The sequence below is a fragment of the Streptomyces lacaronensis genome, assembly GCF_047337785.1.
Classification (GTDB): domain Bacteria; phylum Actinomycetota; class Actinomycetes; order Streptomycetales; family Streptomycetaceae; genus Streptomyces; species Streptomyces lycopersici.
Genome location: NZ_JBLHDK010000003.1, coordinates 11,518,807 through 11,544,054 on the forward strand (window position 1 = coordinate 11,518,807; position 25,248 = coordinate 11,544,054).

General features: G+C 70.2%; 19 protein-coding genes and 1 pseudogene. 14 read left to right on the forward strand and 6 right to left on the reverse strand.

Annotated features, from left to right (window positions below):
• Positions 1–37: 37 nt before the first annotated feature.
• From ACMTAK_RS49475 to ACMTAK_RS49490, 4 genes are all read left to right on the forward strand, one after another.
• Positions 38–277 (forward strand): hypothetical protein, encoded by a 240-nt coding sequence (locus ACMTAK_RS49475; RefSeq protein ID WP_037955849.1) that lies wholly within the window; start codon positions 38–40, stop codon positions 275–277.
• A 155-nt stretch (positions 278–432) separates the two neighbouring features.
• A complete protein-coding gene (gene tap, locus ACMTAK_RS49480) occupies positions 433–2,565 on the forward strand; it encodes a telomere-associated protein Tap (RefSeq protein WP_413812272.1) in 2,133 nt (710 codons plus the stop codon).
• A gap of 8 nt (positions 2,566–2,573) precedes the next feature.
• Positions 2,574–3,128, forward strand: a complete 555-nt coding sequence (gene tpg, locus ACMTAK_RS49485) for a telomere-protecting terminal protein Tpg (RefSeq protein ID WP_413812273.1) — start codon at positions 2,574–2,576, stop codon at positions 3,126–3,128.
• A gap of 76 nt (positions 3,129–3,204) precedes the next feature.
• Complete coding sequence (locus tag ACMTAK_RS49490) at positions 3,205–3,858, forward strand: class I SAM-dependent methyltransferase (protein WP_413812274.1); 654 nt, start codon at positions 3,205–3,207, stop codon at positions 3,856–3,858.
• Positions 3,859–3,863: 5 nt separating this feature from the next.
• Here the strand turns inward: ACMTAK_RS49490 and ACMTAK_RS49495 are convergent, their stop codons facing one another.
• Complete coding sequence (locus tag ACMTAK_RS49495; protein WP_413812275.1) at positions 3,864–4,751, reverse strand: NAD(P)-dependent oxidoreductase; 888 nt, start codon at positions 4,749–4,751, stop codon at positions 3,864–3,866.
• A gap of 55 nt (positions 4,752–4,806) precedes the next feature.
• Between ACMTAK_RS49495 and ACMTAK_RS49500 the strand changes: the two genes are divergently transcribed.
• The gene (locus tag ACMTAK_RS49500; protein WP_210946670.1) at positions 4,807–5,157 is read left to right on the forward strand and encodes a winged helix-turn-helix transcriptional regulator; all 351 of its coding nucleotides are present in this window, start codon (positions 4,807–4,809) and stop codon (positions 5,155–5,157) included.
• A 303-nt stretch (positions 5,158–5,460) separates the two neighbouring features.
• Here ACMTAK_RS49500 and ACMTAK_RS49505 read toward each other — a convergent pair whose 3' ends face one another.
• Positions 5,461–5,892 carry a DUF1330 domain-containing protein gene (locus tag ACMTAK_RS49505; protein WP_413812276.1) on the reverse strand — a complete coding sequence of 144 codons (432 nt, stop codon included), beginning with the start codon at positions 5,890–5,892 and terminating at the stop codon, positions 5,461–5,463.
• 59 nt (positions 5,893–5,951) lie between these two features.
• Entirely contained in the window at positions 5,952–6,695 is a 744-nt protein-coding gene (locus ACMTAK_RS49510) for a class I SAM-dependent methyltransferase (protein ID WP_413812277.1), read from the reverse strand.
• A 187-nt stretch (positions 6,696–6,882) separates the two neighbouring features.
• Here ACMTAK_RS49510 and ACMTAK_RS49515 point away from each other — a divergent pair, with 187 nt between their 5' ends.
• Entirely contained in the window at positions 6,883–7,089 is a 207-nt protein-coding gene (locus ACMTAK_RS49515) for a hypothetical protein (protein WP_413812278.1), read from the forward strand.
• 97 nt (positions 7,090–7,186) lie between these two features.
• On the opposite strand, the pseudogene ACMTAK_RS49520 reads toward ACMTAK_RS49515, so the two are convergent.
• A pseudogene (locus ACMTAK_RS49520) lies at positions 7,187–7,354 on the reverse strand (alpha/beta hydrolase); the annotation flags it as partial.
• Positions 7,355–7,683: 329 nt separating this feature from the next.
• On the opposite strand from ACMTAK_RS49520, the gene ACMTAK_RS49525 reads away from it, so the two are divergent.
• From ACMTAK_RS49525 to gap, 3 genes are all read left to right on the forward strand, one after another.
• The gene (locus ACMTAK_RS49525) at positions 7,684–12,213 is read left to right on the forward strand and encodes a phosphorylase family protein (protein WP_413812279.1); all 4,530 of its coding nucleotides are present in this window, start codon (positions 7,684–7,686) and stop codon (positions 12,211–12,213) included.
• 62 nt (positions 12,214–12,275) lie between these two features.
• Positions 12,276–13,223: a GlxA family transcriptional regulator gene (locus tag ACMTAK_RS49530; protein ID WP_413812280.1), complete on the forward strand. Its 948-nt coding sequence runs from the start codon at positions 12,276–12,278 to the stop codon at positions 13,221–13,223.
• 132 nt (positions 13,224–13,355) lie between these two features.
• Complete coding sequence (gene gap / locus ACMTAK_RS49535) at positions 13,356–14,354, forward strand: type I glyceraldehyde-3-phosphate dehydrogenase (protein ID WP_413812281.1); 999 nt, start codon at positions 13,356–13,358, stop codon at positions 14,352–14,354.
• A gap of 119 nt (positions 14,355–14,473) precedes the next feature.
• Here gap and ACMTAK_RS49540 read toward each other — a convergent pair whose 3' ends face one another.
• A complete protein-coding gene (locus ACMTAK_RS49540; protein WP_413812282.1) occupies positions 14,474–15,325 on the reverse strand; it encodes a helix-turn-helix transcriptional regulator in 852 nt (283 codons plus the stop codon).
• A gap of 433 nt (positions 15,326–15,758) precedes the next feature.
• Between ACMTAK_RS49540 and ACMTAK_RS49545 the strand changes: the two genes are divergently transcribed.
• From ACMTAK_RS49545 to ACMTAK_RS49565, 5 genes are all read left to right on the forward strand, one after another.
• Positions 15,759–16,928, forward strand: coding sequence for an ATP-grasp domain-containing protein (locus tag ACMTAK_RS49545; protein ID WP_413812283.1), 1,170 nt, complete (start codon positions 15,759–15,761; stop codon positions 16,926–16,928).
• A 253-nt stretch (positions 16,929–17,181) separates the two neighbouring features.
• On the forward strand, positions 17,182–19,920 hold the full coding sequence (locus ACMTAK_RS49550) for an alpha/beta fold hydrolase (protein ID WP_413812284.1): 2,739 nt from the start codon (positions 17,182–17,184) through the stop codon (positions 19,918–19,920).
• Between the two features lie 44 nt (positions 19,921–19,964).
• Positions 19,965–20,921 (forward strand): NAD-dependent epimerase/dehydratase family protein, encoded by a 957-nt coding sequence (locus ACMTAK_RS49555; RefSeq protein ID WP_413812285.1) that lies wholly within the window; start codon positions 19,965–19,967, stop codon positions 20,919–20,921.
• A gap of 22 nt (positions 20,922–20,943) precedes the next feature.
• Positions 20,944–22,911: a pyridoxal phosphate-dependent aminotransferase gene (locus ACMTAK_RS49560; protein WP_413812286.1), complete on the forward strand. Its 1,968-nt coding sequence runs from the start codon at positions 20,944–20,946 to the stop codon at positions 22,909–22,911.
• Between the two features lie 30 nt (positions 22,912–22,941).
• The gene (locus tag ACMTAK_RS49565) at positions 22,942–23,379 is read left to right on the forward strand and encodes a cupin domain-containing protein (protein ID WP_413812287.1); all 438 of its coding nucleotides are present in this window, start codon (positions 22,942–22,944) and stop codon (positions 23,377–23,379) included.
• Between the two features lie 44 nt (positions 23,380–23,423).
• Here the strand turns inward: ACMTAK_RS49565 and ACMTAK_RS49570 are convergent, their stop codons facing one another.
• The gene (locus ACMTAK_RS49570; protein ID WP_413812288.1) at positions 23,424–25,205 is read right to left on the reverse strand and encodes a carbamoyltransferase family protein; all 1,782 of its coding nucleotides are present in this window, start codon (positions 25,203–25,205) and stop codon (positions 23,424–23,426) included.
• Positions 25,206–25,248: the final 43 nt, after the last annotated feature.

The window sequence follows — 25,248 nt, forward strand, 5'->3', positions numbered from 1 at the left end:
TAGACTGTGCCGGTCCCCAAGTTGATCGGAGCACCATATGCGTCGCCTTGCCGCCGCTCTTTTGGTAATGACCGCTTTTGCCTCGCTCGCCGGCTGCGCGCAGGATTTCGACCGGGGCCCTGACGGGCAGGTGACCGACAAGGTCAAGGACGGGAAGAAGTTCTATTTGGTGGTCAAGCCGACCAAGGGGGACGGGGAGAAGAAGTTCCGCGTAAGTAAGTACGACTATCACGACTGCAATCGGGGCTCGAAGTACCCCAAGTGTGTTGACGATTAATCAGTTCGTCTTCGCCGACGAGTTCGTCGTCACCACCGATCGCCGGGTCGGTCGTCCCTTTCGGCCGACCCGTTTGCGATAGGAGTGGTTGAGCGTGCGATGAAGCGTGCGCTGCGCAGAGCGATTGGGATAGGGTCTGTCCGGAGGTGAGCCCTGTGCCCGCTGAGGACGCGTTGTTCGGCGCTGTTGACGCGCTGCTGGAGCAGGTCGGCCAGGACGATCTGCCGACCCCCGCCGAGCGCAAGAGGCTGCGTGAGGCCGCGGGGCTGAGTCAGGCCGAGGTCGCCAGGGCGCTGGACATCCGCCGGGAAGCGGTGGGCAATTGGGAATCCGGCAAGACCGAGCCGCGGCAGCCGAAGCGCGCCGCCTACTCCCGGCTCCTGAAGGGCCTGGCCGACCGCTTCCCTGCCCCGGCCGCGGAGTCGCCGGGTCTCCCCGCTCCGGCCGTGGAGGAGCCGGGCTTCCCCGCTCCGGCCCCGGCGCCGCAGCGGGTCCGCCCACCCCGGCCGTCGACATCGCGGCGCCCGGACGCGGCGCGGCAATCCGCGACAGCGTCAACGACAGCGGGAGCCAAGACCGCCACCGCCGCCACCCCCGCCGTGGACCCGCGCTTCGCCAACGGCCCCTTGGCGGTCGTGGACTTCGGGGAGGGCCGGCTCGCGGCGTACTGCCTCGGGGGTCTGATCCTGGACGTCCCGGCCACGTCCCTCTCCGCTCTGGTGGAGTGGACTCTCGCCGAGGCGCGCCTGGGCGCCCCACGGCTGAACCGCAACGGCAGGGACGCCGACCCGGTGCTGGTACTCACCGACGCCGCCGCGGTGTGCCTCGGCCTACCGGCCCGGCTGACCGACGAGGAGCGGCGGGCCGGGAGGCTGTCCGAGGGCCACAAGGTCCTCGATCAGCTGGAGAAGGCGGACTGGCGGCTCACCCGGCGCGGACTCGGCCCGTGGGCGCGGATCTACCGCCCCGCCGAGGGCCCGCGGCGCGCCTGCGTCCAGCTGTGCGTCCTGGGCTGGGACGCCCTCGACGCACGCTCCTGGGGTGAGGCCGCGCAACTGCCGCCCGCCGATCTGGCGCAGCTGCTGGGCACGTACGCCGACCGCGTCATGACCCCCTGCGGATCCACCGCCGTCACCGGCCTGGAGCTGATGACCGCTCTGCACCCGCCCACCCGCGCCGGTGAGCCGGACGGCAGCGGACGACGGCACAGCGAGCACAACCCCGGCTCCCTGGGCTCCCAGCCGGTGCAGTGCGCCCCGCCCGAAGCCCCGGACGGCCACCCGCTCCTGGCCCACCTGCCACGCTTCCACCAGCGCACCCCCGAAGAAGTTCTGGTGGAGGAGGCGTATGACTGGGCGCGGCCGCTCACCGACGACGAGTGCGCCAAGCGCTATGTGGTGGGCATCGACGTCAACATGGCCTTCGCCGCGGCCGCCAACGGCACCGTCTTCGGCCTCGGCGCGCCCGTGCACGCCAAGCAACCGCCGTTCGACCCGAAGATCCCCGGCTCATGGCTGGTGGACCTCTCCCACGTCGAACTGGATCCGCGCCTGCCGAGCCCCTTCACCCCGACCGGGGAGCGGCCGTCGGGACCCGCCTGGTACGCCACGCCGACCGTCGCCTACGCCGTCGAACTCGGCTACGGCGTCGCCCCCGTCGAGGCGTACGTCCGCCCGGACAACGGCCGCTATCTGGACGCCTGGTACACACGGCTGCGGGACGCCTACATCGCCACGATGGCCGACCTGGGGGTCACCACCGGCATGGCGCCGGGGGAGTTCCTGACCGCGATGGACGGTCACCGGCAGGCCGACCCGCGGATGGCGATCGTCCTCTCCGCGATCAAGGCGACCGTCAAGGGCGGCATCGGCAAGCTGCGCGAACGCCCCCGTGGCGGTGGCTGGCGCCCGGGTCAGCCGTGGCCCGCGCTCCAGCGCCCGACGTGGCGGCCCGACATCCGTGCGGCGGTCATCTCCAAGGCGCGGATCAATATGCACCGCAAGCTTCTCAAGACGGCGGCGGCCACCGGTCAGTACCCGGTGGCGGTCCTCTCCGACTGCGCCGTCTACCCCTCCGACGGACCCAGCCCGCTCGACTTCCTGCCGCACAAGGACGGCAAACCGCTGCCGGGCGGCTTCCGGATCGGGGTGAGCCCGGGAATGGTCAAGCACGAGGGCACCCAGACGACTCTGTGGGCCGAGGGCGTGCGCGAGGAGCACGGCGATGACCTCAACCTCGCCCGGTACATCAAGGACGGCCACGTCACCGCCCCGGACAACGGAGAGTAGGGACGACGATGGGCAAGCTCGCGGAGAGCCTGGACAAGGCGGTGGAAGGCTCCTTCACCCGTCCCATCCCCAAGTCGGCCGGTGCGCGGATGCGGTATCTGGTCAAGCAGCTCAAGGGCAGCCGGCCGGTGGCCGAACTGCTCGGCATCTCCCAGCGCACCGTCGAGCGGTACGTCAAGGACCAGCTCAAGCGGCCCCGTAAGCCCCTCGCCACCCGGATGGAACGCGAGGTGAGGAAGCGGTGGCAGCCGCAGGTGCGCGCCAGGGCCAAGAAGCAGGCCGCCACCACCGGCGGCATCGTCCTGGACACCCGCGCCCGCTTCGGCTTCACCGCCGCCCCCGGCACCACCGATGACGCCCGGCTGCGCCACATCACCCAGGCGCTGCCGCCGCGGTACGCCGCACGCCTCTTCGACGCCCGGGAAGAGGGCGCCGCCGAACAGCGGCTCCGCGACATCGCCGCCGAGGGCCTGCAAGAGATCTACTTCAAGGACCGTGGCCGCCGGGCCCAGGGCCTGCTGGTGGAGTTCACCGACATCGACTACATCGAGATCGACCTGTGAGGAGCGGTGGCTGTCACCGTGGGCCGTGACGACCCTCCCGTCGGGCTCTGTCGGTGCTCCCGTCTACATTCGCCACATGACTGAGCCCTCCTACCTCGCCGCCGTCCGGGAGTCCTACGACACCGTCGCCACCGCCTACGTTGAGCGCGTCAAGGACCCCGCCGAACTGGATCCGCTGTCGCGCGGAATGCTGGCCGCGTTCGCCGAGCTCGTACGGACGGCCCGGCGCGGCCCGGTGGCGGACCTGGGGTGTGGGCCCGGCAAGGTGACGGCACACCTGGCCGGGCTCGGGGTGTCGGCGTTCGGCATCGACGTGTCGCCGAAGATGGTCGAGCTGGCCCGAAAGGCATATCCGGACCTGCGGTTCACCGTGGGGTCGATGACCGCGCTCGAGCTCGGGAACGATGAGCTCGGTGGCATCCTGGCCTACTACTCCACCCACCACACCCCACCGGAGCTGCTGCCCGTGGTGTTCGCCGAGTTCCACCGCGCCCTGGCGCCCGGCGGGCATCTTTTGCTGGTCGGCTTTGTGGGAGACGACGAGCTGCTGCGTCCGACGCGGGCGTATGGCGGGCATCCCGTGTCGTACGTGTCCCATCTGCTGCCACCGGATCGGCTCGCCGAACTCCTGGATCGGGCCGGGCTCGACGTCACCGCACGGCTGGTACAAGCGCCCGACGAAGGCGTGAAGCGGACGGTGGCCAGCTTCGTGGCCCGCAAGCCGGAATGACGCGGTCAGCGGCGGCCCAGTACCTCGGCGACGCGGATGAACCCTTCCGTGCCATGGCCCAGCCCGATGGCGCGGCGGGTCATGCCCTCGGCCGCGCGCATCACCCCCGCGTCGATGCCGTGCCCCTCGGAGGTGTGGACGATATGGGCCATGGACGATACGCCCGAGGTCATCGGGTTGCCCTCACCGGAGAAGGTGCCACGGTCCATCTCCTCCGCGGTCTCTTCGAACAGCGGCGGAAGGATCGCTCCGATGCCCTTGGCGAAGGGCGCCAACTCGCGGGCGCTGATCCCCTCCGCCCGCGCCACCGCCAGGGCGTGCGCATAGCCCGCCATCGCCGTCCAGAAGATGTCGAGCAGCGCGATGTCGTACGCCGCCGCCCGGCCGATCTCCTCGCCGAGGTGGGTGTGGGTACCGGCCAGCGCCTCCAGCACGGGTCGGTGTTCCTGGTAGAGCTCCGCCGGGCCGCTGTGGAGGAACACCGAGGCAGGCGTTCCCATGGTGGTGGTCGGCGTCATGATCGCACCGTCGAGGTATCGGATGCCGTGCCCGGCTGCCCAGTCCGCGGTGTCCCGGGCCCGGTCCGGAGTGTCCGCGCTCAGGTTCACCACAGTGCGTCCCTTGAGCGCGTCGGTGACCGCGTCGCGCCGCAGGATCGCGTCCGACGCGTCGTAGTTCACCACACACACCACGGTCAAGGCGCTTGCGGCGACGGCCTCTTCCGCCGAGGACGCGCCAACCGCGCCCCGCTCGATCAGCTCCCGATCCCTGCCCGGGGTCCGGTTCCAGACCGTGATCCGCAGCCCGGCGTCCAGGAACGCGGCGGCCAGGGCGCGGCCCATCGGCCCCAGACCGAGCACGGTGACGGCAGACTCTTCGGAGTACATGGACATGGTTCAACCCCCAAATGGATATACGCGTACATAGCGCGAAGGAAATAGAGCGAAGATGACACGCAGCCGTGCTCAGGACACCAATGTCTGCGGAGTGACCGCCGCGATCTCCGTGATCGACGGCAAGTGGAAGACCGCCCTGCTCTGGGCGCTGGAGTCCGGCCCGTATCGCCCCGGTGAGCTACGCCGGCGGCTGCCGGGACTCAGCGAGAAGGTTCTGACTCAGGCGCTCCGTGAGATGGAGACGGACGGGCTGGTGCACCGGGAAGTCCACGATGTGCTGCCACTGAAGACCGTGTACTCCCTCACCGCGTTCGGCCGCGACCTCTCCGAGGCATTGGCCCCCCTGTCCGATTGGGGACACCGTCGCCTGGAGAAGCTGGCCGAGGCCCAGTCGGCACCCTGACGCAACGCCACCTCCGTGTCATCCGATCCGGCGGTCCTCCGACCGCCCACCACCAGATTCGCCCGGCCGTGCGCCGGTGCCAAGTACCCACAAATAAGTGGGTACCGCGGATGACACGGGACCGGTGGGGTCCTGGGGGTCCTGTGCGCGTGTCGTCTGTGTGTGCCGGGTCAGATGTCGTGCGGTCGCGCGATGTCCCGGGCCGTGCGGGCAGCCCTCGCCTTCCCCGACTCGGTTTTCCGGCTGACCGTGTGCCGCGGGGCGTCGGCTCGAGACCTTCGACGCCGGACGACAGTGGGGCCTCTACTCAGGCACCCCCTCAACCAGAAGAAGCCGCCGTTCCAGGGCTGTCTTCCGGACCTTGAGCGCGTCCGCATACTCAGAGGACGCGTACCACGCCTTGGCCCGATCCGCATCCGGGAACTCGACGACGACCACCCGCTGAGAAGAGGGCCAGATACCCTCCATGTGCCAGGTGGCGTGCGGTCCCACTTGGCCCTGGGACAGGAGCCGAAAGGGCCGTACGCCGTGGCGGGAGAGACTCCGGACCGGTGGCTGGCGGAGCGGGTGGCCGACGACCTGGGCTGCGGTACCCGCGGTGTCGGCGAAGCGGAGGCGGCCGACATCTGGGGGGAGTTCGGTGCCCTGATCATGGCGTCGTCCAGCGGTTGCCGGGCCCCACGGACCCGTCACCCACCGGACTGGCGAGCCACGCCACTCCGACATGCCGACCATGGTCGGAGAACCTCGCCGGTGAGAGCCGGCCGCCGCTCGCCCATAACCGCCTGGTGCGGCTACCGGCTCGGCGGGATTCGGTAGACGGAGACGTGGGAGCGCGACTCGGCGGTGAATTCGCCGCCGGACCAGTCCGCGTGCCTGCTCTCCAACTCGAATCCCGCCAGCTGGGCCATCAGATCGAGTTCGGCCGGCCAGATGTAACGGTGCGGGCTGCGGGTCAGCCGGGCCTGCCGGCTGTCGTCGAACCGGAAGTGGTGGGAGACGACGTGCTGGCGCAGTACGTCGTAGGTGTCCAACCCGATGTAACCGGGCTCGGTTTGCCAGACGGTGGCCGTCTGCCCCGGCGGGAGCTTGCGCAGCTCGGGCACCCAGAGCTCGATCACGAACCTGCCGCCCGACTCGAGGTGGCGGGCGGCGTTGCGGAAGCACTCGACCTGCTCGGCCTGGGTGAGCAGGTTGGAGATGGTGTTGTAGACGAGATAGACGAGCGTGAACTCCCCGGGAGCCACGGACGTCGCCATGTCGCCCACGATGACCGGGATCGTCGCTTCGCCGGCCCTGGTGCGCAGTTGCCGGATCATCGGACGCGACAGCTCGATACCCGTGACGGGGACACCTCGTTGGGCGAGCGGGACGGCCACCCGGCCGGTGCCGATGGCGAACTCGAGCGCCGCTCCGCCGTCTGCGAGCTCGGCCAGGCGGTCCACGGTCGGCCTCAGGATCTCGGGCGCGAACATGCCCGTGCCGGGAGTGTCATAGCGCTGCGCGGCGTCGATGTCCCAGATCTCCTCCTGGTTCATGCCGTCACCCTTCACCGCCGGGGTACGCGGTGTCCACCGAATTTGCCCCCGTGGGCCCGGGTCCGGCCGTGCCCATGCGGCCGGCTCCGCGCTCGACCTTCACATCATCCCCACACAACACCGTTCGCGCACTGGGCTGCCGCGGGCACCCGGCCGGGGTCGCCTGCTGAGGAAGGGGCCCTTCGTCGTGATCGTTGTAGCGGTCTCAGTGCTGCCCGCGCTGGTTTTGATGTTGCTGGTCATGGACCGTGTCGAGGACTGGCTGTCCGGGTCGTCCTCGGCCCCGCCGCACGCGCGCGAGCGGCGTCATCTGCGGTTGCTTCCCGGCGGGGCGCGGGTGTCGGGCTCCCGGCCGACGACCGCGTCGTCCGAGCGGCGGTCGAAGGCCGCCTGAAGCCGGTGGCCGGGGGTACGCGTGGCGGGCCTTGCCGCTTCACCTGCCGCCCGCCCGGGTGGGGACGAGGCCGGTGGCGGAATCCGCCCCGCCCGGCTCATCCAGCGGGCCTCGGCTCGGCGTTCCCGGAGTGAGCGAGGAGGCGCCCGAGCCAGCGGGTGCGGGCGTGGCGTGCGTCCTTGCTGATGGCCGCCTGTGGCGCCATGCCGTCGAAGCCGTGGTACGCGCCGGGCCATACGTGCAGTTCGGCCTGGCCGCCGGCCTGGGCCGGGTCGCGGCGTCCCGCTCCTGCCTGGCCGCGAGGTTCTCCGGAGTGACCGGCTCTCTCGGCCCGTTGCCCAAGGACTCCAGCGCGACGCTCGGCTCGGGGTCGAACGGAGGCACCGCCATCGGCCTCGGGACAGAAGGTCTGGTGCGGGGGAGATCCATACCGCGCATCCAGACATTCGGCGCCGCTCGGCGATACCGATGGTCACGGCGGCTCGTGCGTCCGTCGCGCGTCCGGTACGCCGCTGGTCCCGGCCCCAGGAGATCGTGGACGGTAGCATTTCGCCCGCGGGCCGCACGAGGGGTCGGCCGTGGCCGGGGGGAGACGTGGAGAGCACCGGGCAGCACAGCGACTCACTCGTCGTGCTGACGGCACTGGACGTGGAGTACGAGGCGGTCCGGGCACACCTGGTCGATCCGCGGCCGCGACTCCACCCGGCGGGCACCCTGTTCGAGGTCGGCCGGCTCGACGGTACGCCGTGGCGGGTGGCGCTCGCCGAACTCGGCGACGGCAACCAGGGCTCGGCCGTACTGACCGAGCGGGCGATCACCATGTTCGGCCCGCGCGCCGTGGCCTTCGTCGGGGTGGCGGGCGCCCTCAAGGGCGATGTCCAGCTCGGGGACGTCGTCATGGCCACGCATGTGTACGCGTACCACGGCGGCAAGGACGAGGACGGCGAGTTCCACTCCCGCCCGCGGGTCTGGCCGGTGCGTCAGGAACTCGACCAGCTGGCCCGCATGGCCCGCAGGTCCGGTGCGTGGACCGAGTTACTGCGGGACCGCCCGCCCGGCGCCGCCCGTCCGGCCGTACACCTCAAGCCGGTGGCCGCCGGTGAGGTCGTCCTCAACTCGGCGGACTCGCCCCTGAGACGGCAACTGCGCCGGAACTACCAGGACGCGGCCGCCATCGAGATGGAGGGCGCGGGCGTGGCCCAGGCCGCCCATCTCAACGCCGCGTTACCCGCCCTGATCGTCCGCGGGATCAGCGACCGGGCCGATGGCAAGAAGTACGACGCGGACGCCGAGGGCTGGCAGTCCCGCGCGGCGCGCCACGCCGCCGCCTTCGCCTTCTCCGTCCTCCGTGAACTGCCACCCGGCGGCGGCCCCGCCGTCACACCTGGGCCGGTGACGCCCACGGACCCGGCACCGGAACGGTTCCCGGAAGGTCCGACGCCCCCGCCCCCAGATGCGGGAACCCCACCTGACACCGGACCTGCCGCACATCGCCAACTCCTCCGCTGGGCAAGGAGGTTCTCCGACGACCTGGACCTCGTGGACTCCCCGCGGCCGGACGGTGACACCGGCTCCCCACCGCAGCTCAGCGGCGGGCTGTATGTGCGGCGCGCCATCCAGGACCGGGTGGTGGAGGCCCTCTACGACGATGATCCGAAGGCGGTCCTGGTGACGGGGGACGCCGGGAACGGGAAGAGCAGCCTGCTGTGGGGCCTCGCCCGGGACCTGACCGTTCTGGAGGACGCCGAGGTCTTCCTGGTGAACGCCGCCTGGCTGCTGCGCCGCCTGAGCGGCACCTCGGCAACGCCCATGCTGGCCCCCGCGACCGTCGTGTCCGGGGCCACTCACGCCCGGACGCGGGGGCGTACACCCGTCGTGCTCCTCGACACCGCCGATCTGCTGCTGCACGACGACCACCACGAGATGACGCTGCTCGACCTGTGCGAGGATCTCGCCGCCGCCGGTGTCCGCCTGGTGCTGACCTCCCGTCCGGAGGAGGCGAACCGATTGCGCGCCGGCTTCCTCCGGATGTCGCTCGGCCCCTACGACGACGGCGAGATCCCCCACGCCATCCGTGGCCATGCCGCGCTCTACTGCCCCGACGCCGTCCCCCGGGACGACGGGGCACGGGTGCGGACGCTGATGGAGCCCGTGGCCCGCGGACTGCCGGTGCGCGAGGTGTGCCGAAGCCCCCTCCAGCTGCGGCTGCTGTTCGAACTCGCCCGGGACGACGGGGCGTTCCCCAGCGCCGAGATCGACGCCACCGGCCTGTACCGCCGCTACTGGGACCACCGGGTCGTCACCGACCGGCGCCAGCACGGCAACCAGAGCGCCACGGCGCCGGAGGATCTCTCCTCGATCACCGGCGCGATCGCCGTCGTGCTGATGTCGGCCGGCCGTACCGAGCTGTCACGCGAGGATCTGGTCGACCGGCTCACCTCGCCGCACGGCGGCCCCCGCCCCGCGTGGCCGTACGAACCCGCCCGCGTCCGGTCGTCCCTGGATCTGCTGCTCGACCGGGGCGTGCTGGGCAGGGGAGCCTCGGACGGCGTCCACTTCTTCCACCAGACCATGTTCGAGTACGCGGCCGCGCGCGGCCTGCTGCACCTCACCGGCGGGGCGTGGGCGCTGCTGTCGCTGTGCGAGTGGATCGGGTCCCATCCCCGTGACTTCTTCGTCGGGGCGATCCTGGAACAACTCCTCATGCTCGCCGCGGGGTCCGAACGGTATCGCGGCCCGGTGCGGGACACGCTGATCCGCATGGCGGCGCACGAGGACGCCATGATCCTGCACACCGTCGCCGTGGCCGTCGCGGCCCGGAACCCGGCCGTGGGCGTGCCCGTCGAGCCCCTGCTCGCGACGGCGCCGCACGGCGTCGCGCGACGGTACGCGGTGCTGGCCCCGACCGTGCGCGAGACGGACGTCGACGCCCTGCTCCCGCAGCTCCACGGGCTGTGGGAGAGGCAGGAGCCCAGCTTGCAGGAGGCCGTGCTCGAAGCGCTGGAACGGCTGGCCGCCCAGAACTCGCTCGCGGTCCACGCCGCCCTCGCCGACTGGGGCTGCGTACGGGAGCTGACCCGGCGCCGTGCGGCCGGCGCGGGCCTCGACGTGCTGCCTCGGCTGCTCGTGCTGACGTCACACGTCGATGTGGCGTCAGCCCGGACGGGCCTCATGGAAGTGCTCGACTTCGCCCTGACCCGGGGGCTGTCGGAGCTGGCGTCCGGCGTCATGACCCTCTGGGCACGGCACTGGGAAACACTGGGCTCGGTGGAGTGGGCCGCCGCCGTCCAGGAGCGTCTCCAGCGTGTGCGTCCCGCCCGGAAGTCGTACGATGTCGAGCTCTTCCAAACCGCCCTGGCCAGGGTGCTTGCCGCCTCCTGGACCCACGACCACGGGCTCCCCGGTGACCACGGACTCCCGGTCGGCGACGCCGACGGCCCCGACACCCCCGGCGGCGGTCCCGCAACCGCCCCCCACCCCTGGATGCGCCGCCTCGACACCGCGGTGGCGCTCCTCGAAGCGGACGACCACGACACCGCGGGCAACGCCGGACTCATCGCCGCCACGGCCGTCCTGACCACTCTGCCGCACGGCCACTGGGCCATCGAGGCCACCTTGGACCGCTGTCTGGCGATGACCGGGCCGGGAGCGCCGCACGCGCTCCAGCACCGGATGGTCTTCCCGCTGCTGCTCAGCGCCGACTGCGCCGCCGCGGAACGTCTCGTCCACCGGCTCGCTGCCCTGCTCAAGGCGCTGCCCTGCCCCGAGAACCAGCCGGTCACGCCCTCGCAGCGGCTCGCGCTGGTGGCCCGCCGGATCCTCGCCCACCGGGACGTACCCGCGCAGCGTGTGCGGCAGGTACTGGAACTCTCCGGCTGGGACGCCGACTCCGAGCTGTGGCTCTCCCGGGACGGCCTGGCCACGCTCCTGCTGCCGGCCGCGCTCGGCGGTCACCCCACCGCCGTGAGCAGGATCGAGAAGGCGACGACCGCTCCGGCCACGGCCCGGAGCCTCGTCCGTCAGTCCCTGCACCGGGCGGTCACGGACGCCGGGCTCCACACCGAACGCCACATCGGTCTGCTGGTGAACCTGTCGCTCATGGACGCCGACACCGTACTCCTGGAGGCCATCACCACCGGCCGGGCCAAGAAGGGCACGGGTCCGCTGCCGCCCCTCGCCCATGAGCGGGTGCTGACCGCGCTACGGGCATCGGCATCGGCCCTCGCCGGGCTGATCGCGGACGAGATCGCCGAGGGCAACAGCGGAAAGCGACAGCGCCAGGCGCTCACGCTCTGGGAGTGCTCGGTGTCCGCCGACGTCCTCCCCGCGCCCGGCCTGACCGAACTCCTGCCCCGGTACCGCACCTTCTCCGACCAGAAGACCCGGGCGGCCTTCCTCGGGCTGGTGGGAACCGTCGCGGCGCTCGAACCCGCCCAGTACACCACGGCACACACCTTCCTTTCGGAGCTGGTGTTCGACGCCACCGGAGCCATCCCCGTCCTCGACGACGCGTCGGCCGCCACCCGGAACGCCGCCCGCAAGGCCCTGCTCCAGGCCGCCTGCGAGTCCGGCCCGCTCACCCCCACGGCCCTCACCACCGCCCTCGACCTGGCCTTCGCCCCACCGACCGACGCCGGACTGATCAGTGGGCTCGGCCAGCTGGTACGGCGGCTCAGCGCCGCTCACGGCGCGGCACCCGCCGCCGAGCTGCTGATCCGTGTCATCGGCGCGGCCGTGGCCTCACAACAGGGCCGCGCCGCGGAGAACCACCTCGCCAAGTCCCTCCGTGGCGCGATGGACAGCATCTTCGACCGCGGCTCGCCGGCCGTGTACCGGAGACTGTGGGAGCACCTCAAGGAGCGCGGCCCGGAGGACGACGCCGATCGCGTGGTCTTTCCGGAGCGGTACGCCCTGGGGCTGGTGAGCTGCGCGATCCGCCGCTCGTACGCGACAACGCGCGAGGACCTGGAAGCACTTGTCGCCGATCCACGGGTGCCGCGGCCCACCAAGATGTGGATCAGCGACCAGCTCAGCGTCCGGTCGCGGGAGCACACCGAACACGACCTCAGCTGGGTGCTCGGTGGCCGGACGGCCCGGCGGCCAGTGGCAGGATGCTCGCGGTAGTCGTCATCGAGGTCACGGGTGCGCGCGGGGCCCCGTTCGATCGCGGAAGCCGAAGGAGCCCGATGAGCCGGAAGAACCACCATGTCGTCGTGCTCGTGCTCGACGGTGCGAAGCCACTCGACGTCGGTATCCCCGCGCAGGTGTTCTCCAACAGGCCGAGCATGCCCTACGAGCTGCGGGTGTGCGGCGCCGCGCCCGGGCCGGTGACCGGTGGCGAAGGACTCTCATACCACGTGGCCGAGGGGCTCGAGGCGTTCGAGCACGCCGACACCGTCTTCATCCCCGGCTACCGGGAGCCGGCGACCACGGAACCACCGGCGGCCGTCGTCAGCGCGCTCATGGCCGCCCACGAGCGTGGCACCCGGCTCGCGGCCATCTCCACCGGGGCGTTCGCGCTGGCGGCCACGGGCCTGCTCGACGGCAAGCGGGCGACGACCCACTGGCACTACACGAGGGCTCTCGCCCAGCGGCATCCGCTTGTGCGGGTGGACGAGAACGTGCTGTTCGTGGACGAGGGCGACGTGCTCACCTCGGCGGGCGCGGCATCCGGCATCGACCTCTGTCTGCACCTGGTGCGGCGCGACCACGGCGTCGGGCTCTCCAACCATGTGGCGAGACGGCTGGTGGCGGCGCCGTATCGCAGCGGGGGACAGGCGCAGTACGTGCCCCGGAGTGTGCCCGAGCCGCTCGGCGACCTGTTCGCGAGTACGCGGGAATGGGCCCTGGCGCACCTCGCCGAGCCGCTGACGCTCGAAGCGCTCGCCCGCAACGCGCGGGTGTCGGCGCGCACCTTCTCCCGGCGGTTCGTGGAGGACACCGGCTACACGCCGATGCAGTGGGTGCTTCGGGCGCGCGTGGACCTGGCGCGTGAACTGCTCGAACGCACCGATCTGAGCGTGGAGCAGATCGCCGACCGGGTGGGGCTCGGCACCGGCGCGAATCTGCGTCTGCACTTCCACCGCATTCTCGGCACCTCCCCGACGGAGTACCGCCACACCTTCTCGGCCTGAGCCCTCTTCCGGGCGCCGTTCATGTGAAGGGTGCGATGGCTGTGGCGAGATCCTTGCGTGTGGTGGCGATCATGCCGCTGTCGGCCGGGGACCGGGATGCCGACGATGGGGGCGGAAACGAAAGGAATCTCCATGACCCGCATCGCCATCAATGGATTCGGCCGCATCGGACGCAACACCCTCCGGGCCCTGCTCGAGCGCGACAGCGACCTCGAGGTGGTCGCCGTCAACGACCTCACCGCCCCCGAGTCCCTCGCCCATCTGCTCAAGTACGACAGCTCGCTCGGCCCCCTCGGCCGTTCCGTCGAGGTCGACGGAACCGACCTCGTCGTCGACGGCCGCCGCGTCAGGGTGCTCGCCGAGCGCGAGCCCGCCGAACTGCCGTGGGCCGAGCTCGGCGTCGACATCGTGCTCGAGGCCACCGGCCGCTTCACCGCGGCCGACGCCGCCCGCGCGCACCTCCGCGCCGGTGCCCGGCGAGTGCTGGTGAGCGCCCCCTCCGCCGGTGCCGATGTCACGCTCGCCTACGGCGTGAACACCGATGCCTACGACCCCGCCGAGCACGTGATCGTCTCGAACGCCTCGTGCACCACGAACGCGCTGGCCCCGCTGGCAGCCGTACTGGACGACCTGGCCGGTATCGAGCACGGCTTCATGACCACGGTGCACGCCTACACCCAGGAGCAGAACCTCCAGGACGGCCCTCACCGCGACCTGCGCCGTGCCCGCGCCGCCGGGGTGAACATCGTGCCCACCACCACCGGCGCCGCCAAGGCCATCGGCCTGGTGCTGCCGAACCTCGACGGCAAGCTGTCGGGTGACTCGATCCGCGTACCGGTGCCGGTGGGCTCGATCGTGGAGCTGAACACGGCGGTCTCCCGGGACGTCAGCCGCGACGAGGTGCTCGCGGCCTACCGCGCCGCCGCCGATGGCAAGCTCAAGGGCATCCTCGACTACTCCGACGAGCCGCTCGTCTCCAGCGACATCACCCGCCGCCCGGCGTCGTCCATCTTCGACGCCGCCCTCACCCGCGTCGACGGCAAGCACATCAAGGTGGTGGCCTGGTACGACAACGAGTGGGGCTTCTCGAACCGCGTCATCGACACGCTCGAACTGCTCGCGCGGGACTGAGCGCGCCGGCTGACGACCGACCGTGAGGGGCCGTGAGGGGCCGGCACCCACCGGCCATCGTGTGGGGCCGGCACTCACCGGCCCTTCACCAGGTGTCCGCGCCCGAACCACGTCTTCATTCAGGCGCGGTCCGCGCCCCGGGGAGAGGGCCGGGTGCGTGTCGCGTGGATGGAGCCGAGCAGATGCAGCGCCTCCGCGCTGCCGCTTCCGGGCTCCGCGTGGTAGATGACGAGTTGTTGGCCCGGGGCCTCCCGTACGTCGAACGCCTGGTAGCCGAGCGTGAGGGGGCCGACGTCGGGGTGCAGGAACCGCTTGGCCTCCTGGGTCTTGCCGCGCACGGTGTGGCTGTCCCACAGGCGCGCGAAGTCCGCGCTGTCCTCGGTGAGGGTGGCCGCGAGCCCGCGCAGGCGCGGGTTGTCCGGCTCGTAGCCCGCCGCGTGGCGCAGATTCGCGACGGTGGCCTGGGCCGCCCGGTCCCAGTCCTGGTAGAAGGTGCGGCCCGCGGGGTCCGCGAACACCATGCGGGCCAGGTTGTCCGCCGGGTGGAACGGCGAGTAGAGGGCGTCGGCCAGCGCGTTGGTGGCGAGGATGTCCAGGGTCCGGTTGAGCACGAAGGCGGGTGTGTGCGGATAGCCGTCCATCAGCTGCCGCAACCCGGGACTGACCTGGTCGGACGCGCGGGCGGCGGGTTCGTCGGGCACCGTGCCGCCGAGCCGGTACAGATGGTCCCGGGCGTCGCCGTCGAGGCGCAGCGCGCGGCTGAGCGCGTCGAGCACCTGCGCGGAGGGACGGCGCTCCCGGCCTTGTTCCAGGCGGGTGTAGTAGTCGGCGTTGACACCGGCCAGCACCGCGACCTCCTCACGGCGCAGCCCGGGAACGCGGCGGGTGCCGTGGCTCGCCATCCCGACCTCTTCGGGCCGAAGTCCTGACCTGCGGCTCCGCAGGAATTCTCCCAGGTCGTTGTCACCCATGCCGCCAGGCTACGAAACGCCGCGACCGGCTGCCTGGGTGTGCCGCACCCAGGCAGCAGACGTCCTGTCCGGCCCATGGGGCGCCGCCCGGACCCGATGGCGCGGGACACCCCCGCCGCTTTTGAGGCGACCGCCGCGTCATTTTCTCCATGTAGTGCTATACGAGATATGACCGGAATGGCGAAAACACTCCATGAGCACGAATGGAACGGGCAATTCCATTAGTGCTCATTCTCCGGCTTGTGACTTGCGTCACAAGCGCATCGTCAATGGATCACATTTTCGTATCCCTGTGAAACGATGCCTCGGTGCTGGCCTCGAAGTAGCTCATCGCGAGACATCAACGATCCACCGGTCGACCCGAATCCATATCGGGTGGCAGTACGGCAAATGACTTCTTCAAGTTCTGGCCAGCCGTAACGGGGAGGCGAGAATGCCGACGATGATTGTTATCGGGTACAGAGGCGATCTCGATCAGGCACTGCAGCGCCGCGGCATTGATCCTTACTATATTGTCCAGGCGCCGGCGAGCCCGCCGAAAAGTCGAAGATTCACCCGGGTCGCCGACATGGAGAACGCCCAGGAAATCTTCCGAGCGGTGCTGTCCGCGGACATTGGCGATGTGGCCGGGGTGCTGAGCGTCCATGAAATGGGCGTATTCGGGGCAACCTACTTACGGCAGCAGCTGAACCTTCCCGGGAATGCCGATTCCAGGACGGCTCTCCACTTCCGGGACAAGTACCTCCAGAAGAGCATGCTGCCGCCCCGGATCAGGCGAGCGCTCTGCCGTCATGTGCCGATGGGCACGTCGTTCACGGAGCTCGCCGACGATCTGGGAGAGGTCTTCGTGGTCAAGCCGGCGACCGGGGCCGGCGCTCTCCGTACGAACATCGTGCGCACCCCGGAAGAGTACGCACAGGCCCTGACGCCCTTCACCGGTCGGTCGGATGTCGAGGTCGTCGCCGAGTCCTTCATGGACGCTCCGGAGGTCTACCTCGACGGCGTCTGGGAAAAGGGAGACCTTCAGTGGTCGTCCATGAGCGGCTATCACGCCTCACCGCTCAGGGCCGTGCAGGGCGGCATCCTGTCCGCGTATGTCCTGGACCGGAAGCGGCATTCCGTCTTGTTCCATGAGATGGAGGCGATGGCCGGTCAGGCGCTCACCAGCCTGAACGCGCCCGACTGTGTATTCCATATGGAAGCGTTCACGACAGAAGAAGGGCTGACCTTCGGCGAGTGTGCCATCCGTCTCCCCGGAGCGCTGTCCCCTCAGGTCAATCGGCTGACATACGGCGTCGATCTCTTCGACGTTGAAATCAGTCTCGCGCTGGGGGAGGGGGCGACCCGGGCCCTGGGCGACCAGCGGATGCCGGAGCGCTTCCATGGATATATTCTTCTGCGCCGCGCAGGCGGGTGCAATTTAACCCAGAGTGACTTTGAGCGAAACTTCCTTTTCGATGAAATCGTCTATGATTCATCGCCTGATGCGCCGGTCGGGCCGTATGGCCGCGTGGGACAGGCCATCGTCTCCGACCCGGATGAGCTGAAACTGCAGAGGACGATCGAGGACATCGTGCGGTTCAACGAGGTCGGATCCACTTGATCTGACGGCCGGTCCGACCGAGCCACCGGCCCGGGCCACCCCGGCGCCGACACAGTCGCGTCCACCTCGATCACACGTTCCGCGGGCGCCGAGCTCCGCCCGCCCCAGCCGCGTTCGGCCGCGCCCCCACGATCCGCACCACCGCCGATGGCGATGTCAGAGCCCGGCCCCGGTGCCCTTCCCCGGTACGGCGTCGCGCCCCCAGCCCTGCTCGCCATGGTGTTCCGTCCCTTCTGATCGGAGGACTTCGCCCATGCCGGATCAACGTCATGCTCCGACACTCCCGAGGCTGCTCGAGCGTGCGGCCCGCGACACGACGCAAGGCATCGCGTTCATCGGCGGCCCGTTCCTCTCCTACGCCGAGTTGCGGGAGTGCGCCTGCCGGATCGCGCAAGGGCTGCGGGAGCGCGGCACCGCCCCGGGCGACCGAGTGCTCATCGCGGCCGGTGATCCGGAGATCTTCTTCCGCGCCTTCTGGGGATGCGTACTCGCCGGTGCCGTGCCGTGCCCGGTCGCACCGCCGGCCGACCCTTCCCGGTGGCGTGCCCAGCTGGAGCATCTGCGCACGCTTCTGGTCGACCCGTTGGTGATCGTGTCCAAGACGGCTCACGGAGAGCTGCCCGAGGTCGGGCTGCGGTCCGTGACGGTCGAGGAGCTGAGCCATGCGGCGGCCGAACCCGATCAGCTCCATGTGCCCGCGCCGGACGATCTCACCCTGCTGATGCTCACCTCGGGATCCACCGGATCGAGCAAGGCGGTCAGGCTCACCCACGCCAATCTGCTGGCGGCGCAGGCGGGTAAGGCGGGGGCGCTGGGACTCGGGCCCGACGACACCTCGTTGAACTGGATCTCGGTCGACCACATCGCCGCGATCGAGGCGCATCTGCTGCCGATGTTCAACGGCGCCGCTCAGGTCATGACGGTGCCGGCCACCGTGCTGGGCGACCCCGTGGAGTTCCTCAGGCTGCTGACGGCCCATCGGGTGAGAGTGACGTTCACCCCCAACTTCCTGTTCGGGCAGATCAACCAGGCGCTCGCCGGGCGGCCCCCGTCGCGGCAGGAGGTGGACCTGTCACAGGTGCGGCACATCATCTCCGGTGGTGAGGCCACCGTGACCGCCACCGTACGGGCGTTCCTGGACACGCTCGCGCCCTACGGACTGCGCGGAGACGTGATCGTGCCCGCGTTCGGGATGACCGAGACCTGCGCGGGCAGTGTGTTCAACCGCGACTTCGCCACCCGTGACCTGGAGACGGAGTTCCCCCCGCTGGGCCGCCCGGTGCAAGGCCTGCGGATTCGCGTCACCGGCGACGACGGCGCGGTGCTGGCCTCCACCGACCGGCCCGGCGCGGCCGAGGCGGGGGAGGTGCAGCTGCACGGCCCGATGGTCTCCGGCGGCTACTTCGGCGATGAGCGGGCCACCGCGCAGGCTTTCACCGCCGACGGCTGGTTCCGCACCGGAGACCTGGGCCACCTCGACTCCGAGGGCCGGTTGATGCTGGTCGGCCGCAGCAAGGACTCCATCATCATCAGCGGTGTCAACTACTACAGCCACGACCTGGAAGCGGTCCTGGACGAGCTGGACGGGGTGAAGCGCGGCCACGTCGCCGCGTTCCCGATACGGCCCGAGGGAGCCGACACCGAACAGCTCGCCATCGCGTTCGTCCCGGCGGGCGACCCCGCCGACGAGATCGCGGTGTACCGGGCCATCGTGGCGATCCGCAGCTCCACGGTGATGCACTGGGGGTTCCGCCCGCAGCTGATCCTCCCCGTCGCCGAGGACGAGATCCCCCGTGGCAATCTCGGCAAGACCCAGCGGTCGCGGCTGCGCGCCGCCGTCGAGAACGGGAGCCTGGACGAGGCCGCCCGCCGGTCGGACGAGATCAGCACCCGCTTCCTCGGCGGCCATGTGGCGCCGGACGGCGAGGTGGAGACCGCACTGGCCGAGATCTACGCCCGCGTCCTGGACACCAAGGCGGTGTCGGCCACCGCCAGCTTCTTCGACCTGGGCGGCACCTCGCTGGACGTGCTGCGGCTCAAGCTGGAGATCCAGGCCGCGTTCGGCATCGAGGACGTGCCCATGTCCACGCTCCTCCAGGCGCCGACCGTACGAGCGCTGGCCGGCCGCCTGACCGCAGGGCAGGGCGCCGGCGGCGACGCCACCTACGATCCGCTGGTGCCGCTGCAGATCACCGGGGACGGGACGCCGCTCTTCTGCGTCCACCCCGGTCTGGGGGAGGTGCTGGTGTTCGTCAACCTCGCCAAGTACTTCACCGGCGAGCGGCCGTTCTACGCGCTGCGGGCCCGTGGCTTCGGGCGGGGGGAGACCCACTTCGGATCGTTCGACGACATGGTGTCCACCTACGTCGAGGCCATCCGGCGGGCGCAGCCCAGCGGCCCCTACGCCGTCGCGGGGTACTCCTACGGCGGGGCGGTGGCATTCGAGATCGCCAAGCGGCTGGAAGCCGACGGCGACAAGGTCGACTTCGTGGGCGTCTTCAACCTGCCACCACGGATCTCCGACCGCATGAACGAGATCACCTTCACCGACGGCGCGATCAACCTGGCGCTGTTCCTCGAACTCATCGACGCCACCGACATCGAGCGGCTGACCGCCACCCTCCGGCCACTGCCCGAGGCCGATCAACTGGCCCATCTGATCGACCATGCCCCGAAGCGGCGGCTGACCGAACTCGACCTCACCCTCGAACGGTTCGCCGACTGGGTGCACCTCGCACAGAGCATGGTGCACCTGGGCCGCGGCTACGAACCCTCGGGTTCGGTCGGGCGGGTGAAGGTCTTCTACTGCACTCCGCTGCGCGGCACCAAGGAGGAGTGGCTGGACCACCAGCTCCGCCACTGGGACGAGTTCACCCGCGGCCCCAACGCCTATATCGAGGTCGACGGGGAGCACTACACCCTGATGAGCCCGCAGCATGTGCACACCTTCCAGGCGACCCTGCGGCACGAACTGGCCCGCGCGCTCGGCTGAGGACCGGCAAAGGCAACCGCTGACACCACCAGGAGCGGCCGATCATGCAAGGCAAGAAGATACTCATCACCGGCGGGACCGGACAGGTCGCGAGGCCCGTCGCCGCATCGCTCGCCGTCGACAACGAGGTGTGGTGCCTGGGCCGGTTCGGCGACCCGCACGCCCGCAAGGCGCTGGAGGAAACGGGCGCCCACACCGCCGTCTGGGACATGGCCACCGATGACCTGGAGGGCCTGCCGAGCGACTTCACCCATGTGCTGCACTCGGCGGTGCACCGGGGCGACGGCAAGGACTTCGAGGACACCGCGCGCGTCAACGCGGTCGGGACCGCACGGCTGATGACCCACTGCTCCGCCGCCGAGTCGTTCCTGTACGTCTCGTCCGGGGTGGTCTACAACCGTGCCGATCGGACACATCGCTACCGGGAGAGCGATCCGCTGGGCGGGGCGGCGCCGTGGCTGCCGACGTACCCCGTCGCCAAGATCACTGCCGAGGGGGTGGCGCGCGGTCTGGCCGAGACGCTCGGACTGCCGACGGTGATCGCCCGCCTCAACATCGCCTACGGCCCGTACGGCCACGGCGGCGTACCCATGATCCTGTTCAACCAGATGCGCGAGGGGCGGCCGTGCGCGGTGCCCCGCGAGGGCCAGAACTACTGCAATCTGCTGCACACCGATGACGTCGTGCGCCAGGTGCCACTGCTGTGGGACGTGGCGCGGGCACCCGCGCGGGTCGTGAACTGGGGCGGGGACGAGGAGGTCGGCATCACCGATCTGCTGGAGTACCTGTCCGCGCTCACCGGAGTGCCGGTGCGGCTGGACCGTGGCGACTACAGCCGGGAAACGGCCATCTTCGACCACGACGTCCGCCGTGGCCTGATCGGCGACTGCACCATCGGCTGGCGGGCCGGTATCGCCGGCACCGTGGCCGACCTGTTCGAGGAGTACCGCGACCGCGTCGCCGCGCACCTGGACGCGCACGGAGCCGGGACACCCCAGTGACCACGAGGAGTGGAGAACGAGCATGCGCAGGTCCGCAGATATCGACGCGCTTCAGCATGTGCTGTCCGCCGCCCTCGGGTCCCCGGACCCGGTGTGCTCCTTGGGCCGACTAGGCCAGGGCGCGGGCGCGTTCGCCGCCGTGGACCCCGCGGTGCTCGAGCGCCCCACCCTGGTGGGCGGCGGGTCCCCGTACCACCCGACCACCCCCGCCCCCACCCGCCACGCCCTCGATGAACTGGTCCGCCGCGCCGAGACACTGGGCGTGCCCCAGATCCTGGTGCCCAACGTGCGCCGCAGCGACGACACCAGCGCGCTGCGGGCGGCAGGGCTCGTTCCGATCGCCACCGAGAGCGAGTGTGTCGTCCGGCTGACCGCGGAGGTGGACGAGACCCTGCGGACCCGCATCGGCGCCGGACAACTCAACGACCTCCGCCGCCGCGACCGCGAGGTCTCCCTCGAGGTGACCTGGGAGCGGATCCGGCTGAGCGAGCTGTCGGGAAGTCCCTGGGCGCGAGACGCCTTCGTCACGCTCCACCAGTGTCAGGCCGAGCGCCACGGCGGCCACGACAACCTGTACAGCGCCGACGCCCTCGACGCCCTGGCACACGGCCCGTTGGCGAATCGCACCGAGCTGCTCGTGCGCCGCAAACAGAACGCCGTGGTCCAGGCCGGGCTCATCACCACGTCCCACAACGGCCGGGGGATCTACTCCCTCACACAGGCCATCGACCACGACGACCCCGCCGCACGGGACGACCTCTTCGCCGCGTCCGTGTACCGGCTGTACCTCCACGCCCGGCGCTCCGGCCTGGAGTGGGTCCACCTCGGCCGGGGAGACGTCCCGCGCATGCGCCGCCTCGGAGCCGATCTGTTCGTACCCCTCGACCACTGGCTGCGCGCCCCCGGCCTCGCCTCCCCGGAGGAGGCGGGAGCGGAACACCCGCTGTCGGAGTACGCGGCTCCCCCCGTCACGGGGGTGCCGGTCCCGGGCCCGGCCCGCTTCCGCCAGGTGCCACGATTCGACACGATCGACCTGTCCAGCAACACCAACCCGTTCCTGGGCGCCGCGGGCGAGTACCCCCACCTCGACACCACAGAGCTGGCCGGCACCTACCTGGCCACGATCGCGACCCTGCCCGGCCACGAGGGCGTGGACGCGCTGAGCGCGGACCACCTGCTGTTCAGCAGCGGCTCGGTGGACGGCGTCATGCTGCTCCTGGCGGCGCTGGCGTCACCCGGTGAGCGCGTCTGCGTCACGCCGCCCACCTTCCCGCTCTACGGCCACTTCGCCCACCTCCTGCGCCTGCCCGTCGTCGAGGTGCCGCTGCACGGCGACGACCTGTCCCAGCTCGACACCGAGCGCATCCTGGCGGCCGATCCACGGGTGACCATCCTGTGCGACCCCAACAACCCCGTCGGGACCAGGCTCGACCCGGAGCAGGTCCACGAGCTGGTGGTTCGCGGCCGCGGGCTGGTGGTGATCGACGAAGCCTATGTCGAGTTCAGCGAGAAGCCCTCGTACGCCCGGCTGATCGCCCAGCACGACAACCTCATCGTGCTCAGGACACTCTCCAAGGCATGGGGGCTGGCAAGCGCACGCTGCGGAATCGCCCTGGCCCAGCCCGGCATCATCGACGCACTGCGCCGGGTGCAGGTGCCCTTCGGGTTCACCAACGCCTCCCAGCACGCCGTGCGGGACCGGCTGACCGATGTACGGCGGGTGCTCGCCGGTATCCGGCGCATCCGTGCCGAACGTGACCGGATGGCCTCGGCGCTGACCGGGCACCCCGCGGTGGCCCGGGTGTTCCCCTCGGAGACCAACTTCCTCTTCGTCCGGCTGCACAAGCACGAGCGCGTGATGGACCAGCTTCGGGGCGCGGGCATCGTCGTCGCCGACACCGGGCGGGTGATCCCGGATACCTGCCGTATCACCATTGGCGATCGGCGCGCGAACACCGCTCTGCTGGAAGCACTCTCCTCCGCTCTGTGAGTCATGTCGTTCAGCGAAAGGATCCCGCTCGTGGGTAAGGAATCCCGCTCCGAAATCACTCTGTCCAGCACTGTCGTCGCCGAGGGTTATGCCCGCTGGAGCCCGCAGCTGCACAAGGAATTCGACACCAACGCCCATCATGGGCGGATCGGCCAGACGCTGGTGAAAGAGACCGATTCATTGCGCATCTGGGAGACCCACCTTCAGCCGGGGGAGCGAATTCCCGTCCATCGGCATGTGCTGGACTACTTCTGGATAGCCCTGACAGACGGGCGGGCCCGCCAGCACTCGAGCGATGGCACCACGCATGAGATCTCTTATGCCCGTGGACAGTCTCAGCATTTCTGCTGCGCCGAGGGGCGATATCACCTGCATGACCTGAAGAACATCGGCGATGACGTTCTGTCGTTCCTGACCATCGAGACAAAGGGCGGGCCGAACGAGCCCATTCAGCTCCCGAAGAATTGAGGAACGCCGGCCCGCGGGGCGCACGCACCCCGCGGGCCGGCGGCTCAGCTCCCCCTCTTGGTGATCACGAACCGGTCCATGACCAGATAGTCGATCTCAGTGGCGAGGAAGCACTCCAACGCGTCCCGCGGTGAGCAGACGATGGGCTCACCGGCCACGTTGAAGGACGTGTTGAGCAGGCAGGGCACATCCGTCCGCGCCGTGAAGGCGCGCAACAGCCGGGCGAGGGCGGGGTTCTGCCGATCGTTCACCGTCTGGGCCCGCGCCGTGCCGTCCACGTGACAGGCGCCGGGGATCCGCTCCTGGTACTCCTTCCGCACCGGGAAGACGAAGGTCATATACGGGGACGAGGTCTTCTTGCCCATCGAGAAGACGCGGGGGGCCTCCGACTCGAGGATGACGGGCGCGAACGGCCGGAAGGGCTCCCGGTGTTTGACCCGGAGATTGATGATGTCCTTGATGTCGGGGAAGGCCGGGTTGGCGAGGATGCTGCGGTTGCCCAGGGCGCGCGGCCCGAACTCGCTCCGGCCCTGGAACCAGCCCACGACGTTCTTCCCGGCCAGCAGCTCCGCCGTCCGGTCGGCGATGGAGGCGGCGTCGGGCTCCTCCCGCCACTCGACGCGGTCCGCGTACTCCGCCAGCGCGTCCTGGACCTGCCGCTCGTCGTACGAAGGCCCCAGGTAGGGGGTGGTGACCGCGTCGGCGGGCCGGTTCCTGAGACCGGCGGCGTACACGGCCGCGCCAATGGCGACCCCGGGATCGCTGGCCCCGAAGCTGACCTGCATACCGGTGAACGGCGACCTCTCGAGCATCTTCGTGTTGGCCACGCAGTTCAGCGCCAGCCCGCCCTCGAAGAGCAGGGTGTCCAGGCCGGAGGCCGCGGTCAGCGCCCGCACCTGATGGGCGGTGACGGCCTCGACCATGTGCTGTGCCAGCCCGGCGACCTTGACGCGGAAGTCGAACTGCTCGCGCTTCTCGCTGTCGCCGCCGAACAGGTCGTCGAACAGCGCGTAGTACGCCGATATGTCCCGGGGAGTGGAGATGGTGTACGAGCCGTTCTCGTGCAGCCGCACCACGCGCTCGAGCAGCGGGTTGTGCCGCGGCGGCGGGCCGTACGCGGCCAGGCCCATGACCTTGTACTCGTCGTTGTTCGGTACGAACCCCAGATAGCGGGTGATCCGCCCGAACGCCACCCCGAGCGAGCTGGTCATGGGGACCGCGCTCTCGTCGAACTGGCGGACCACACCGTTCCGCAGCTCGCCCATGACGGAGGACAGCGTCTCCGCCCGGCCGTCGCTCACCAGGAAGGCGGCGTCGCCCCCGCCGGCCAGGTAGGCGCCGCACATGAGATGGGCCAGATGATGGGGCACCAGGGTGAGCTTGTTGGGATCCAGCTCGTAGCCGGTGCGCTCGGTGAAGTCGTGGTACACCGCGTCGGGGCTGAGCATGCCGGTGTAGAGCTCACCCGTGCTGCGCAGGGCGTCGAACTTGGCCGCGACCGGCAGGTCGGAGTCGCATATCCCCGAAATCATCTCCTCGGCCACCGTCGACGAAAACCGCCAGGGGAAAGCGAAAACGTCCACCTGGTCGAGGTCGACACCGGCGGAGTTCAGACACCAGCTGATTGCGTGCGCCGGGAAATCGGAGGTCTTCTTGACCCGGCTCAGTCGCTCCTCCTCGACTGCCGCCACCACCTCGCCGTCGATCACCAGAGCCGCCGCGGCGTCATGACCCACCAAAAGATTACGACCGACACCAGTCGCCCCGTAGAGACGCCCGAAAAGCTCCGCACCTCTGCTGAATCCGTTGTAACCGAGTACGATCACTGGCTCTCAGCCTCCCAAGCACGACAGTATCGGCGGAAGAACA